9 protein-coding genes and 1 pseudogene are annotated in these 14,419 nt (G+C 55.1%); all 10 read left to right on the forward strand.

Features of this window, described 5'->3' with window-relative positions; all coding sequences use genetic code 11:
- Window positions 1-9 precede the first annotated feature (9 nt).
- The 10 genes and pseudogenes from AB4P91_RS21880 to AB4P91_RS21925 all read left to right on the forward strand — a co-directional run bounded on the left by AB4P91_RS21880 (window position 10) and on the right by AB4P91_RS21925 (window position 14,418).
- Window positions 10-1,398 carry a VOC family protein gene (locus AB4P91_RS21880; RefSeq protein WP_150596716.1) on the forward strand — a complete coding sequence of 463 codons (1,389 nt, stop codon included), beginning with the start codon at window positions 10-12 and terminating at the stop codon, window positions 1,396-1,398.
- A gap of 358 nt (window positions 1,399-1,756) precedes the next feature.
- The gene (locus tag AB4P91_RS21885) at window positions 1,757-2,272 is read left to right on the forward strand and encodes an Hcp family type VI secretion system effector (RefSeq protein WP_007919523.1); all 516 of its coding nucleotides are present in this window, start codon (window positions 1,757-1,759) and stop codon (window positions 2,270-2,272) included.
- Window positions 2,273-2,404: 132 nt separating this feature from the next.
- Window positions 2,405-4,447 carry a type VI secretion system tip protein TssI/VgrG gene (gene tssI / locus AB4P91_RS21890; RefSeq protein ID WP_150597373.1) on the forward strand — a complete coding sequence of 681 codons (2,043 nt, stop codon included), beginning with the start codon at window positions 2,405-2,407 and terminating at the stop codon, window positions 4,445-4,447.
- The gene (locus tag AB4P91_RS21895) at window positions 4,440-5,339 is read left to right on the forward strand and encodes a DUF4123 domain-containing protein (protein ID WP_150597374.1); all 900 of its coding nucleotides are present in this window, start codon (window positions 4,440-4,442) and stop codon (window positions 5,337-5,339) included. Before tssI (AB4P91_RS21890) ends, AB4P91_RS21895 begins: the two co-directional genes overlap by 8 nt.
- The gene (locus tag AB4P91_RS21900) at window positions 5,336-8,656 is read left to right on the forward strand and encodes a toxin VasX (RefSeq protein WP_150597375.1); all 3,321 of its coding nucleotides are present in this window, start codon (window positions 5,336-5,338) and stop codon (window positions 8,654-8,656) included. The genes AB4P91_RS21895 and AB4P91_RS21900 overlap by 4 nt, the downstream gene beginning before the upstream one ends.
- Before the next feature lie 36 nt (window positions 8,657-8,692).
- The gene (locus AB4P91_RS21905; RefSeq protein ID WP_318190970.1) at window positions 8,693-9,772 is read left to right on the forward strand and encodes a DUF6708 domain-containing protein; all 1,080 of its coding nucleotides are present in this window, start codon (window positions 8,693-8,695) and stop codon (window positions 9,770-9,772) included.
- Between the two features lie 221 nt (window positions 9,773-9,993).
- Entirely contained in the window at window positions 9,994-11,139 is a 1,146-nt protein-coding gene (locus AB4P91_RS21910) for a DUF6708 domain-containing protein (protein ID WP_395603665.1), read from the forward strand.
- A gap of 67 nt (window positions 11,140-11,206) precedes the next feature.
- Window positions 11,207-11,389, forward strand: a pseudogene (gene tssD / locus AB4P91_RS21915) (type VI secretion system tube protein TssD); the annotation flags it as partial.
- A 132-nt stretch (window positions 11,390-11,521) separates the two neighbouring features.
- On the forward strand, window positions 11,522-13,600 hold the full coding sequence (tssI, locus tag AB4P91_RS21920) for a type VI secretion system tip protein TssI/VgrG (protein WP_395603666.1): 2,079 nt from the start codon (window positions 11,522-11,524) through the stop codon (window positions 13,598-13,600).
- Window positions 13,585-14,418 (forward strand): DUF4123 domain-containing protein, encoded by an 834-nt coding sequence (locus AB4P91_RS21925; RefSeq protein ID WP_395603667.1) that lies wholly within the window; start codon window positions 13,585-13,587, stop codon window positions 14,416-14,418. The genes tssI (AB4P91_RS21920) and AB4P91_RS21925 overlap by 16 nt, the downstream gene beginning before the upstream one ends.
- The last annotated feature ends 1 nt before the right edge of the window (window position 14,419 follow it).

Below are 14,419 nucleotides of genomic sequence, written 5' to 3' on the forward strand. Positions count from 1 at the left end.
ATTTATTTCATGACCGTGCAGCCTTTCGTCAGCCCCGACCTGATCCGCCAACGCTTCTCCAAAGCGATGTCCGACATGTACCGCGAAGAAGTGCCGTTGTACGGCGCACTGATGGAACTGGTGGAACAGACCAACCGTGACGTACTTTCCCGTGAGCCAGGCATCGCTCGGCAGCTAGACAGCACCGGCGAAATCGAACGCCTGGACATGGAACGCCATGGCGCCATCCGCGTCGGAACCGCGACAGAACTGGCCACCCTCGCCCGTTTGTTCGCGGTCATGGGCATGCAACCGGTGGGTTACTACGACCTGACGCCAGCGGGCGTGCCGGTGCACTCCACGGCATTTCGCGCGGTGCATGAAGATGCGCTGCAGATCAGTCCGTTCCGGGTGTTCACATCGTTGTTGCGGCTGGAGTTGATTGAAGACCCTGAGCTGCGCGCTTTCGCCGAATCAGTCCTGGCCAAACGTTCGATCTTTACCGACGCCGCGCTGCGTTTGATCGCCCAGGCTGAAACGGCTGGCGGACTTAATGAAGCCGAATCGCAGGAATTCGTCCTACAGGTATTGGAAACCTTTCGTTGGCATCACAGCGCAACCGTTACCGCTGCGCAGTATCAGACGTTGAGCGCCCAACACCGGTTGATCGCCGATGTCGTGGCGTTCAAAGGCCCGCACATCAACCACCTGACCCCGCGCACGCTGGACATCGATATCGTCCAGGAACAAATGCCGGCCCATGGCATCACGCCCAAAGCGGTGATCGAAGGCCCACCTCGCCGGCAATGCCCGATCCTGCTGCGCCAGACCAGTTTCAAAGCGCTGGATGAGCCAGTCGCATTCACCGATCAGAGTGAAACCCGAGGCAGCCACAGCGCGCGTTTCGGCGAAATCGAACAACGCGGCGCCGCGCTGACCCCCAAGGGCCGGGCGCTGTATGACCGATTACTGAATGCTGCCCGCGATGAGCTCGGCGATTTCCCCAACGAAGGCAATGCCTCACGCTACAACACGCTGATGACTCAACACTTTGGCGAATTTCCCGACAGCGTCGACGGCATGCGCGAACATGAGTTGGCGTACTTTCGCTACTTCGCTACGGAAAAAGGCTTGGCGTCGGGTAGCCTCGGTGACGCCTCGCTGGAGGATTTGATACGCGATGGCTATGTGAAAGCTGAGCCACTGGTGTACGAAGATTTCCTGCCGGTCAGTGCGGCGGGGATTTTTCAGTCGAACCTTGGGGATGCGGCGCAAACGCACTACGGCGAGCACTCCAATCGACAGGCGTTCGAACAAGCGCTGGGGCGCTCGACCATTGATGAGTTGGGGTTGTATGCAGAGACGCAGCGGCGTTCGATTGAAGAGTGCGCGAAAGTGCTGGGGCTGAAAATAATCTAACGGCAGGTCGTCGATCGTTTGCTTTTGACTCATTGCACGGCCAATGATGGCCTTCGGCCGTACTGCGCAAGAAGTTGCGCAGTACCCCATAATAAAACACCCCTCTGAAGCGCTACAGCCCATACGTCACGTGGCCTGTAGCCAAGTGCGCAAGAAGTTGCGCAGTACTGCGCAACTTCTTGCGCACTTTCCCCTTCGATTCTGTGTAAAAAACCCTCGCAACCGCAGCCCAGAGCACTTTGCCCCCCGCCCTCCGGGGACTTCGCAAAACCTGGCACGCTCCTTGATAACAGTCAGGCACCCACCCGGCGATTTCGCCTCCCGGGCACCTTAAATTTATCCGCAAGGAGAGCACCCCATGGCAACACCAGCGTACATGTCGGTTACCGGCGAAAAACAAGGCCTGATCACTGCAGGCGCATTCACCGCTGACTCCGTTGGCAACACCTACCAGGAAGGCCACGAAGACCAGGTCATGGTTCAGGCTTTCAGCCACGACGTGATCATCCCGCGTGACCCGCAATCCGGTCAGCCAACCGGTCAGCGCGTTCACAAGCCAGTTGTGATCACCAAGGTCTACGACAAGGCTTCGCCTCTGCTGCAAGCCGCTCTGACTTCCGGCGAGCGCATGAGCGAAATCGTTATCCAGTGGTTCCGTACTTCGGCTCAAGGTACTCAAGAGCACTACTACACCACCAAACTGGAAGACGCGATCATCGTCGCCATCAACAACAAAATGCACAACTGCCAGGATCCAGGCAACTCGCACTTCACCCACCTGGAAGAAGTGCAGTTCACCTACCGCAAAATCACCTGGACCCACGAAGTATCCGGTACTTCGGGTTCCGATGACTGGCGTGCTCCAGTCGTTTAATTACGGCTGATCGTTACAAGCATCGGCCAGCTCTGCTGGTCGATGTTGTTTACGCCCCTCCAGAATTTAGCGTACGTTGACCCGCTTTTGCGGGCGTCGACGAGCGCCGCTGCACAGCACGAGGAACAAGGGATGTTCGCGCCGGCCAATGAAACCCACTTTGCCCTGACCATCGAAGGTCTTTCCGCTGATTTCCAGGTGTTTACCCTGCAAGGTCGGGAAGCCATCAGCCAGCCTTTTGTGTTCGAGGTGGAGCTGGTCAGTGAGCAGCCGGCGCTGGACCTCGAAACCCTGCTGCACAAACCGGCCTTCCTGCAGCTGTCGCCCGACGGCAGCGGCATCCACGGCCAGATCTACCGCGCCGCGCAAGGTGACTCAGGCAAACGTCTGACCCGTTATTCGGTGACCCTGCGCCCGCAACTGTCGTACCTGGCGCACCGCGTCAACCAGCGCATCTTCCAGAACCTCACAGTGCCGAAAATCATCGGCCAAGTGCTGGAAGAGCACGGCATCCAAAGCAACGCCTACGAATTCAAGATCGGCTCGATCTACCCCGAGCGCATCTACTGCGTGCAATACGATGAATCGGACCTGCATTTCATTCAGCGCCTGTGCGAGGAAGAAGGTATCCACTACCACTTCCAGCACACGGCGACGGCGCACAAACTGGTGTTCGGCGATGACCAGACGGTGTTCCCGAAACTCAAGCCTGTGGCCTATCAGCAAGACTCCGGCATGGTCGCCAGCGACCCGGTGATCAAGCGCTTCGACCTGCGCCTGGAAACCCGCACCAGCCGCACCACCCGCCGCGATTACGACTTCGAAAAACCACGCCTGAAGCTGGAAAGCGAAAACCGTGGCGACGCCCTGCCCGACCTCGAAGACTACGATTACCCGGGCCGCTTCATCGACCGCGAGCGCGGCAAGCACCTGGCCAAACGCGCCCTCGAACGCCACCGCAGCGACTTCCAACTGGCCGAAGGCAAAAGCGATCAGCCGTTGCTGGTCAGCGGCCACTTCCTCGCGCTGACCGCGCACCCGAAAGCCAAGTGGAACGACCTCTGGCTGCTCACCGAAGTTCTCCACGAAGGCAAACAGCCGCAAGTGCTGGAAGAATCGGTGACCAGCGACACCACCGCACTGAAAGACGATTTCCATCAGGGCTACCGCAACCGTTTCCAGGCCACGCCGTGGGACGTACCGAACCGCCCGCCCCTGCGCCACCCGAAACCGCGCATCCTCGGCAGCCAGAGCGCAGTCGTCACTGGCCCCAAAGGTGAAGAAATCCACTGCGACCAATACGGCCGCGTCAAAGTGCAATTCCATTGGGACCGCGAAGGCCAGGCCGACGACAAAACCAGCTGCTGGCTCCGCGTCTCCAGCGCCTGGGCCGGCGCCCAATACGGCGGCATCGCCATCCCGCGCATCGGCATGGAAGTGCTAGTCACCTTCCTTGAAGGCGACCCCGACCAACCGCTGATCAGCGGCTGCCTGTACCACAAGGAAAACACCGTCCCGTATGCGCTGCCGGCGAACAAAACCCGCAGCACCTTCAAAACCCTCAGCTCCATGGGTGGCGGCGGCTACAACGAACTGCGCATCGAAGACAAAAAAGGTCAGGAGCAGATTTATCTCCACGCCCAGCGCGACTGGGACGAGAACGTCGAGCATGACCAGAAGATCCGCGTCGGCAACGAGCGTCACGACACCGTTGAAAAGAACAGCTACAGCGAATTCAAAGCCGAAGAACACCACACGGTTTATGCCGATCGCAAAGTTGAGGCCCGGGCGAATGATCACCTGACGGTGGGTGTGAATCAGCACATCAAGATTGGGACTGGGCAGTTCATTGATGCGGGGCAGGAAATCCACCTCAGCAGCGGCATGAAAGTGGTGATGGAAGCCGGCGCCGAATTGACCCTGGTCGGTGGCGGCAGCTTTATCAAGATTGATGCTGGCGGTGTGACCATGAGTGGGCCGGTGATCAACATGAACTCCGGCGGTGGACCGGGTAGCGGCACAGGGGCTGCGCCGTTGTTGCCGGGGCCGTTGAAGCAGGCGGATGCGGATAAGGCTGGGCAATTGCTGGTGCCGGCCCAGCGGCAGGCGTTGATGCAGAAGAAGCCGATTTGTGCGGTGTGCGAGAAGGCCAAACTGGAGGCTCAGAATGCTTAAGGCGGTATTTCCATTGGAAAACGGCCTTCCCCAAGGTCTTCCGTGGAATGGCACGGTTGGTTTATTGCTTGATGGTGTCAGCGTTGAGAAGCTCCCACAGCACTTATATCAGTGGGCAGAAAACCCTCAATTCGAGCCGCTTTATCTCGGGACACGCTGGGCAGAACTGGGCGATATTTCCCCATGCCTCGTGCTCATAAAAAACCAAAACGACCCGATCTTGGCTCAGTTCCTAAACGCCTCAAACCAAGAATGGGGTCACTTGGTGTTCAGCGATCAATCATGGGATCAACTGGTCGCACACTTTCGCTGGCTCACCAGCGTCTTGCACCCGATGGGCGAAGAAGTGTTGTTGCGTATCGCGGATCCGGCCGTAACCCATGCACTGCTCGCCCACGCAGCAACCATCAAGGATCCGACCCTGTTCGGCCCTTGCAAACAAATCGTTACTGCCGATGCTGCATTGGGTTGCTGGTACATAAACCAGCGGCCGGGCAATTCTCCCGAGCCCGACCACAATAAGCGCTATCGATTGAGCGACGCACAACTTAGTCAACTGGATGAGGTGAACTTTCGCAACGTAGTAATGCGCCTCGATGCACACATGCAAGAATACTTTCCAAGCTATCAGGCACAGTCGACCTCCCAACAACGCTGGGAACACCTGCATGCGCTGGCGTCGACCTCCTACGAACGCGGCTTCAACACCGAACTCGATATCACCCTCTACGCCAACATTCACGGATTCCTTGGCGAGCGAGCGCTGGAAGAACATCCAGACCTCGACGCCATACTCAAAACCCCGTCGGAACAAACGCCCGCACAACGACTCGAACGAGTCGCTGATATTGCCCAGGAACGGGCTGAAACCCCGCTAAGGAGCCAAGGATGACAACGCCAACATCGACCGGCAAAAGCCCGAACAACGTTGCAAAAAGCCGGGACGACGGCAAGTGTGCCATGGGCGGCTGCTCGTTGATGAAGGCAAAAATCCAGCTCATCCCACTGCGTTACGGCCTCGTTGAACGACTCGACCCGTCAAGCTCGCTGACCATGCCGTACAAAACCACTTCTCGCCCACTAGGCATTCGATTGATGCGTGATGGCTGGCTCTACGTCATCGTCGACAAGAAGCCTGAAGCCGTTATGCACGAATACCGTCTTCAGGACGGCATCGTTACGCAACTGCTGTGGGAGAAAGGTGAGATCACCGCAAATAAACGCGAAAGTAATGTGGGTGAAGCCGTGTTGGTCTTCCCGCGTTTGAGCAAACTTTACGTCAACTACTCCGAGGTGCAATGGACCGCCGCGAAATGCGCGCAGGTCATCAAGCACAAGTCTGAACGTGAGTACTTCATGCAGAAGGTCGATCTCACCAATGCAGACCCTGAGAAAGGCGCAGCTAATCTACTGACTCCAAGTCAGGCGGAAAAGTGGATTGCGGAAGTTGCAGAGCAACCGAGCAAAGACCCAGCAGCTACGGGCGCCAAACCCGAAGAAAGCAAAGACTACCTCTGGGAGCAAGCATCGCACTTCAAAAAGACTCAACTGGGTGCGCTGAAAAAACAGGTCAAAGCAGAAAACGAGCGTGACCATCTGTATATGGTCATACAGGATGACATCGGCGTGCTGCGCGACCTTGCCGAACATCAGGATTTGGTCACCGGCTGGATCAGTGACTGGAGTGATGCGGAGACAAACCAAAAAAAATACGTATTTGGTTGCTACATCGAATCCTTGTACACAGTCACCGGCGATACCATCCTGAATGCTGCACAAAGCGATCCACGCTTTGCCAAACTCAAGGACGAAACAAGCGAAGAGCAGCGGCAATCGATCGTCGACTACGTCAACGTTAAAAATCAAACCCAGTATTCAGGCGCTGGTACGCATCGTGGGGCTATTGCAGCTTCAAAGTCGCGGATGCGTACGAGTCTTGGACCTTTGCATTCCAAGTACGAAGACCTGATCGAGACCATCGAAGACAACGCGGATGATGCGCTCGAAGGCGCGAAGATGGGACAACAGGGCATCAACGATCTGATCGACCGACCAGCTATGGAAGCCTTCCTGAAACAGCAACGCGCCCAACTCAATCGTTGGAACAAACGACTAGATTTGATCAGTGACGATCGCGCGAATCTAATCTGTGAAGAACGCTTCCAACGCTCAGCCTGGTATTTTGATCCTAAATTTGGCGATCAACTCGACACAACTCTCGCTACTGAATATGCCTGTATGAGAGACATTTGCCGGACAGATAAAGCGACTGAAAAGCTTGCCGATCTGCTCGAGAAACAGCCGGGGTTTACCGTACCAACCTTCTTCACATTGAGCTTGACTGATCAGAAGGACATGCATTCCAAGGTCACATCTTTCATCAAGTCCCTGCGCGATACCTATATGGTCAAGGACGACTATCAGGGTGCCCAGGCACTCAGCGGAAAATTTGGCAATTTGCTCACTCAGAATCTCGCAGCAGCAATGCAATTGAGTGAAAACGGCATTGTGCTCGGTCAGTTGCGCAACACGGCGTATGAGCCGGCAAAGCAATTGCGCCTGGCAGGAGCGCTGGATGAGGCCATCCAAGCGCTACGCAATGGACAGCCGCTAGATCCAGCAAAAGTATTGCGCCGAATTCCTGGCTCGGCCTGGATAGATGTTCTTCGTGCCTTTGGTAAGGGAGGTATTACATTAGAATTTGCCTCTGCGAATCAAATTGCTGCGTTCAAAGCTGATATGGCCAAACTGACAGATCTGCGCCAGCAAATGACCTCGCTGAAAAATCAGATTCGGCAAACCCTGGCTGATGAACGTAAAGGAAGGTCACCAAAAGGCGGTTATAAAACCTTGGTATCTCGCCGCAAAGCCATTCAACAGACTGTCGCTCCCCTTGAAGGGCGGATAGCTCAGGCCATGAGTCCTGTTGGTGACGGACCGGGCAAGGCTGCCTACAAGATTAAAGGGCTTAACAATGCTCAGGTGCTTGAGTTTGAGCGGATGGCCGATGACTATCGGCTCAAGCGTCCTTCCAAGGGAATAAGCAAGGCGGTTTTCGCATCAGCTGGAGGGGATTTGTTTGCTTCAGCTGCAGCGGTTCTGCAAATCATCAGCTTTGCGACTGTTTATGGTGAATTTGCTAGAAAAAAAGAGGCTGACTCCTCCGATAAGTTGGCTGTAGCAAATGCTCTTTTTTCAATGTTTGGGGGGGCAATTGCCGCGGCCCAAGGGATTGCCATTACTGGCCTTTCTGTGGCAATTGAAAACTATGCGAGTGCCGCCGCTAAAATCGGATTAGCTTCCAAGTTAGGCAAAATTACAGGCGTATTGGGGCCGTTTTCATATTTTTTTGGCGCTATTGCCGCAGGCACCGGGTTGTATGGTGAAAAAGGGTCTGCCGCAAGATGGACCGAAGCTTTACGGTCAGGCGATGGCGCCAAGCTAGCTGGGGCTAGCATGACGCTGGCTGGAGACTCCGGCCAACTAGTTGTCAATGGCTGGGCGACCGCACGAACAGTTCAATACACTTTTGAAGCTATGACGAATGCAAGCCAGGCGCGTGCTCTTGCGTGGGTTACTGCTGGTGGTAAGTTGCTCAGCGTCGCCGCACGTGCCAACCTGATTGGCCTAGTCCTGACAGGCCTCCAGTTAGGTGGTGAATGGCTATACAACCGTAATAATAAGACGGAACTGGATAAATGGCTGCTTAAAGGTCCTTGGGGCAAGCAGAGCGAAAACCGAAGTCTTGCGGAGGAGCGTTTGATGTTAGCAAGTATTACTGCCGCTCCGCAGATAGCCCTACAACAAGTAAACAGCAAGCCCATGGCCGTCTTGAGCGTGCCGGGGATGACAGCCAATGATCTAGAAGATGTCAGTCTCGGCCTCAGTGCTTACTGGTTAACTAACCAACAGCGCAATGACTGGGAAGCGTGGAGCGAACCGTTGCTGTATCAACTCAATCTGCTAGGTGCTCCGGGCGAACCTCTTAAGCTCGGCTTGGAAATATTCCAACACGAAGCTAATGCCCAGCATGGCCTTGCCGTCATTTTACGCTACCACCCCGTAGCCGGTGATAAATCTTTCCGAGAGAAACGATTCGAAACCACGACTCTAAACGCACAGAATGGCAAGCTGCTTCAATCAGTATCTGTGTTAAGGACACGTACCACGGATGCCCCTTGGTTGCTAGTAACTAGCGACTCCCTGTAGTTGCCTAAACCGCCTACGTTTTCTCGGTTGAATTGCATGCCATCCAAACCTAAACAGCAAGTCGAACTTGACCTTAAAAATCACCGCCCCACGGCGGGTGAAACTCGTCGTTTTGCCACAGGTGAAGCATTATTTTTCTCACCGCTGCCAGTTCCGACCGGGCAAATCCCAATGGATCTCGGCGGAAGTTTTGTTGAAGTCAACGACACCTATCTGGACTTGGGTAGTAGCAATATCACCAAGTCTTTCCAAGCACGATTAGCTGTGTCACTCCCAACAGTCGTAGTTATCGTTTGTCTATTTGTTCTCCCAACATTGATGGGCTTCGCAGCATTCATAAACCCATTCGGCAGAAGCTTCTGGTTTTACTTCAACGATTTTTTTGAGTTCGGAATATCACTAGCGCTCTGGTGTGGAGGGGGAGCAGCGCTGATTGGACTGTACGCGATTATCAGCACCACAAGGAACAAAGCCCGCGCCAGACCCATCCGATTTAACCGTCAACGCCGAGAGGTCTGTTACTTCCCGAATGGCTCCGACGAAGCCGTGATCCAGCCTTGGGAAGACACGGTTGCGTGGATATCAGTCAGTACTGGATTCACTGGAGTAGGCGTAATCAGTAGCTATACCTTTGGCATGGCAATAGATAATCCCAAGGCCGATACGGTGCACTTTCTCACACAAGAGGTCATGACTCCTATTCATGGACTAGGCAAATGGGAAGCCATACGTGCCTACATGGAAAAAGGACCGGAGTTCTGCCCTGCTAAAACACCCTACGAGGGTCGCCATACCTTCGATAAAGAACGAAAAGACATGCACGAGGAATACCAGCACAACGAACGTTCCGCATTAGGAGTTGGTTGGTGGTACCTGACACACCTGATCACTTGGTGGCGTTTTCCGTATTGGGTAGCAGAATGGGACCATCGTTTCAGCATGAAATCTCTACCTGATTCCATTGCTGAGTGGTCCAAACCTCTTCCGCCTGAACAATGGGGCAAGCCAAGCCCAGCGCTTAAAGAGCAAAGCGCGAAAATCGAAAAAGCCTTTGCTCAAGGGCAGGACTTTATGACGTACTTCAAGGCAAACCTAAACGAAAGCAAGGCAGAATAATAAAAAACAGCTGAGCTATATAGTTGTCAGAATCAGATAGCCCGATAACCGCCGGGTCAAATCTAAGCTTTTACAAAAATGAAAAACAAAGGGGATGATTTATTTTCAAAAGAAAATAATCCCGCCCCCTTTTCGAGCATCCAAACTACGACGTTGGTTACGCAAAATAGCAAGCTACTTTCGGCTGTCTCTGTATTAAAGTCGCGCAAAACCGATGCACCATGGCTATTGGTCAACAGCGACTTCCTGTAGGTGCCCGCTTCACCACTTTCCGGTTGAATTACATGTCATCCAAATCAACAAATAACGACGAACTTCATCTCAAGCATCAGCGCCCCGTCGCTGGTGAATCTCGACGTTTTACTACCGGCGAAGCAGTGTTTTTCTCGCCACTACCCGTCCCTACCGGCCAGATCCCAATGGATTTGGGGGGAAGTTTTCTTGATATCAACGACACCTACCTGGACCTCGGTAGCAGTAACGTCAATAAGGCATTCCAAACCAGAGTGATGATCGCAAGCAGCATGCTCATTCTGATTGTGAGTTTAATAATCGGCCCCTTCATCGCCGGACTTATGAGTTTTGGTGATCCCTATGGCAGAACATTTACACATATTTTCATAGAGTTTTTCCCCACCGGTGCTGCAATTGGAGTTTGGGGAGCAGCAGGGGCCACAGTTCTGGGGCTCTATGTTGTCTTCAGCACTACTCTTGCCAAAGTCCGTACCCACCCAATACGCTTCAATCGTCAACGTCGCGAAGTCTGTTATTTTGCGAACGGGTCTGACGATCCGGTCATCCAACCTTGGGAAGAAATGGTTTCTTGGCTTTCTGTCAGTACCGGTGTAACTGGGGTCGGCGTCATGAGTACTTATACATTTGGCATGGCATTTGACGACACTAAAACTGATACCGTTCATTTTGTGAACCAGGAAGTAATGACTCCAGTTCATGGTTTGGGTAAATGGGAGGCGATACATATTTACATGGAAAGAGGGCCACAACACTGCCCCGGTAAAGCTCCATACGAAGGCCGCCATACATTTGATAAAGAGCACGGAGATATGCTTGAGGAATATCAACACAACGAGCGCTCCGCGTTAGGTGTTGGCTGGTGGTATTTCACTCATGTAATCACTTTATGGCGCTTTCCGTACTGGGTTGCGGAATGGGACCATCGTTTCAGTATGAAGTCTCTACCTGCTTCCATTGCTGAGTGGTCAAAACCTATACCAACTGAGCAATGGGCCAAACCAAGCCATGCATTGAAAGAGCAAAGCGCCAAGATCGAAAAGGCTTTTGCTCAGGGACAAGATTTCATGACGTACTTCAAGGCAAACGTAAATGAAAGCAAGGCAGAAAAATAAAAAAACAGCTGAGCTATATAGTTGCCAAAATCAGGTGGCCCGGTAACCGTTACATCAAGTCTGAGCTTCTACAAAACTGGAAGACGCGATTATCGTCGCCATCAACAACAAAATGCACAACTGCCAGGATCCAGGCAACTCGCACTTCACCCACCTGGAAGAAGTGCAGTTCACCTACCGCAAAATCACCTGGACCCACGAAGTATCCGGTACTTCGGGTTCCGATGACTGGCGTGCTCCAGTCGTTTAATTACGGCTGATCGTTACAAGCATCGGCCAGCTCTGCTGGTCGATGTTGTTTACGCCCCTCCAGAATTTAGCGTACGTTGACCCGCTTTTGCGGGCGTCGACGAGCGCCGCTGCACAGCACGAGGAACAAGGGATGTTCGCGCCGGCCAATGAAACCCACTTTGCCCTGACCATCGAAGGTCTTTCCGCTGATTTCCAGGTGTTTACCCTGCAAGGTCGGGAAGCCATCAGCCAGCCTTTTGTGTTCGAGGTGGAGCTGGTCAGTGAGCAGCCGGCGCTGGACCTCGAAACCCTGCTGCACAAACCGGCCTTCCTGCAGCTGTCGCCCGACGGCAGCGGCATCCACGGCCAGATCTACCGCGCCGCGCAAGGTGACTCAGGCAAACGTCTGACCCGTTATTCGGTGACCCTGCGCCCGCAACTGTCGTACCTGGCGCACCGCGTCAACCAGCGCATCTTCCAGAACCTCACAGTGCCGAAAATCATCGGCCAAGTGCTGGAAGAGCACGGCATCCAAAGCAACGCCTACGAATTCAAGATCGGCTCGATCTACCCCGAGCGCATCTACTGCGTGCAATACGATGAATCGGACCTGCATTTCATTCAGCGCCTGTGCGAGGAAGAAGGTATCCACTACCACTTCCAGCACACGGCGACGGCGCACAAACTGGTGTTCGGCGATGACCAGACGGTGTTCCCGAAACTCAAGCCTGTGGCCTATCAGCAAGACTCCGGCATGGTCGCCAGCGACCCGGTGATCAAGCGCTTCGACCTGCGCCTGGAAACCCGCACCAGCCGCACCACCCGCCGCGATTACGACTTCGAAAAACCACGCCTGAAGCTGGAAAGCGAAAACCGTGGCGACGCCCTGCCCGACCTCGAAGACTACGATTACCCGGGCCGCTTCATCGACCGCGAGCGCGGCAAGCACCTGGCCAAACGCGCCCTCGAACGCCACCGCAGCGACTTCCAACTGGCCGAAGGCAAAAGCGATCAGCCGTTGCTGGTCAGCGGCCACTTCCTCGCGCTGACCGCGCACCCGAAAGCCAAGTGGAACGACCTCTGGCTGCTCACCGAAGTTCTCCACGAAGGCAAACAGCCGCAAGTGCTGGAAGAATCGGTGACCAGCGACACCACCGCACTGAAAGACGATTTCCATCAGGGCTACCGCAACCGTTTCCAGGCCACGCCGTGGGACGTACCGAACCGCCCGCCCCTGCGCCACCCGAAACCGCGCATCCTCGGCAGCCAGAGCGCCGTGGTCACCGGCCCCAAAGGTGAAGAAATCCACTGCGACCAGTACGGCCGCGTCAAAGTGCAATTCCATTGGGACCGCGAAGGCCAGGCCGACGACAAAACCAGCTGCTGGCTGCGCGTCTCCAGCGCCTGGGCCGGCGCCCAGTACGGCGGCATCGCCATCCCGCGCATCGGCATGGAAGTGCTGGTCACTTTCCTTGAAGGCGACCCAGACCAGCCACTGATCAGCGGCTGCCTGTACCACAAGGAAAACACCGTCCCGTATGCGCTGCCGGCGAACAAAACCCGCAGCACCTTCAAAACCCTCAGCTCCATGGGTGGCGGCGGCTACAACGAACTGCGCATCGAAGACAAAAAAGGTCAGGAGCAGATTTATCTCCACGCCCAGCGTGACTGGGACGAGAACGTCGAGCACGACCAGAAAATCCGCGTCGGCAACGAGCGTCACGACACCGTTGAAAAAAATAGCTACAGCGAGTTCAAGGCCGAAGAACACCACACGGTTTATGCCGATCGTAAAGTTGAGGCGCGGGCGAATGATCACCTGACCGTGGGCGTCAATCAGCACATCAAGATTGGGACTGGGCAGTTCATCGATGCCGGCCAGGAAATCCACCTCAGCAGCGGCATGAAAGTGGTGATGGAAGCCGGCGCCGAACTGACATTGGTCGGTGGTGGCAGCTTTATCAAGATCGATGCTGGCGGTGTGACCATGAGCGGGCCGGTGATCAATATGAACTCGGGTGGTGGGCCGGGTAGCGGCACAGGGGCTGCGCCGTTGTTGCCGGGGCCGTTGAAGCAGGCGGATGCGGATAAGGCTGGCACGGTGTTAGTGCCCGCCATGCTCAACCCGTTTGTACGAAAAAGCGTTCAAGGCCTCCCCCTTGTTCCGATCTGTGGAAAGCAAGCCAATGGCGCTTGCTCGCGAGAGGTTTGCCCATGTCTGAATGGTTAAGTCACTTTCTTGAACAACCCGTGGCCACGACACCATCGGGCAGCAGTGGAAACCGCCCCCTGTATGGCATCATCGACAGCGTTCGCCAGCCTCGGGCTCTGGAAAAGCTTTACCAACAGTCCGGGTTGAATGGTGTTGAAAAGCTGTTTCAGGACACGCCGTTTGCCGAAATGAATGATGCCAGTCCGATCTGGCTACAACTGACACCTGGAGGCTCCGCCGCCGTCCAAGCCATTGAGCTATGCCGCGACAACCGCGCCGGCATTTTGCTGACCTCGCGTGAAAAGCCGGAGACCGCGCTATTGCATGCTCGTCGCCTCCTGCGCATGAACGACCCGTCTCATGGTGACTCGCTGGCGCGCTACTACGACCCGGCATTCTGGAGCGCGCTGGCGCTGACGGTACCCGCCCGAGCTCTGTTCGGCCCTTGGGCCAGCGTCTACACCCCGCCCGCCCACAGAGACGATCAACAATGGCGTGTTTGGGAACAAACAGAAAAAGTTGATGCCTCTAATGGCGAACAAAAATATCCGCTGCACCTGAAGAGCGACACGCTGATAGCGTTCGATGAGATTCGCTGGTGGTACTGGATTCGGCTGCGGAACGCCGAGTCCGCTGCGAGCTTATCGGATTCTCAACTGTCTGGTGTGTCCGATAATTTGCAACTGCTGGTGGATCACGGCATTGAAGAAGGACGTCATCTTGAGCACCTGCTGCCGAATCTGAACCAAGGTCCGTTGCAGGCCCGCACCGACGTCATGAACGTGCTGAGCAGCGATATGCCGGCATTCGAGAAAGTACAACGACTGGAAGTCTGAG

The sequence above is a fragment of the Pseudomonas sp. B21128 genome, from assembly GCF_044218865.1.
Classification (GTDB): Bacteria; Pseudomonadota; Gammaproteobacteria; order Pseudomonadales; family Pseudomonadaceae; genus Aquipseudomonas; species Aquipseudomonas iridis.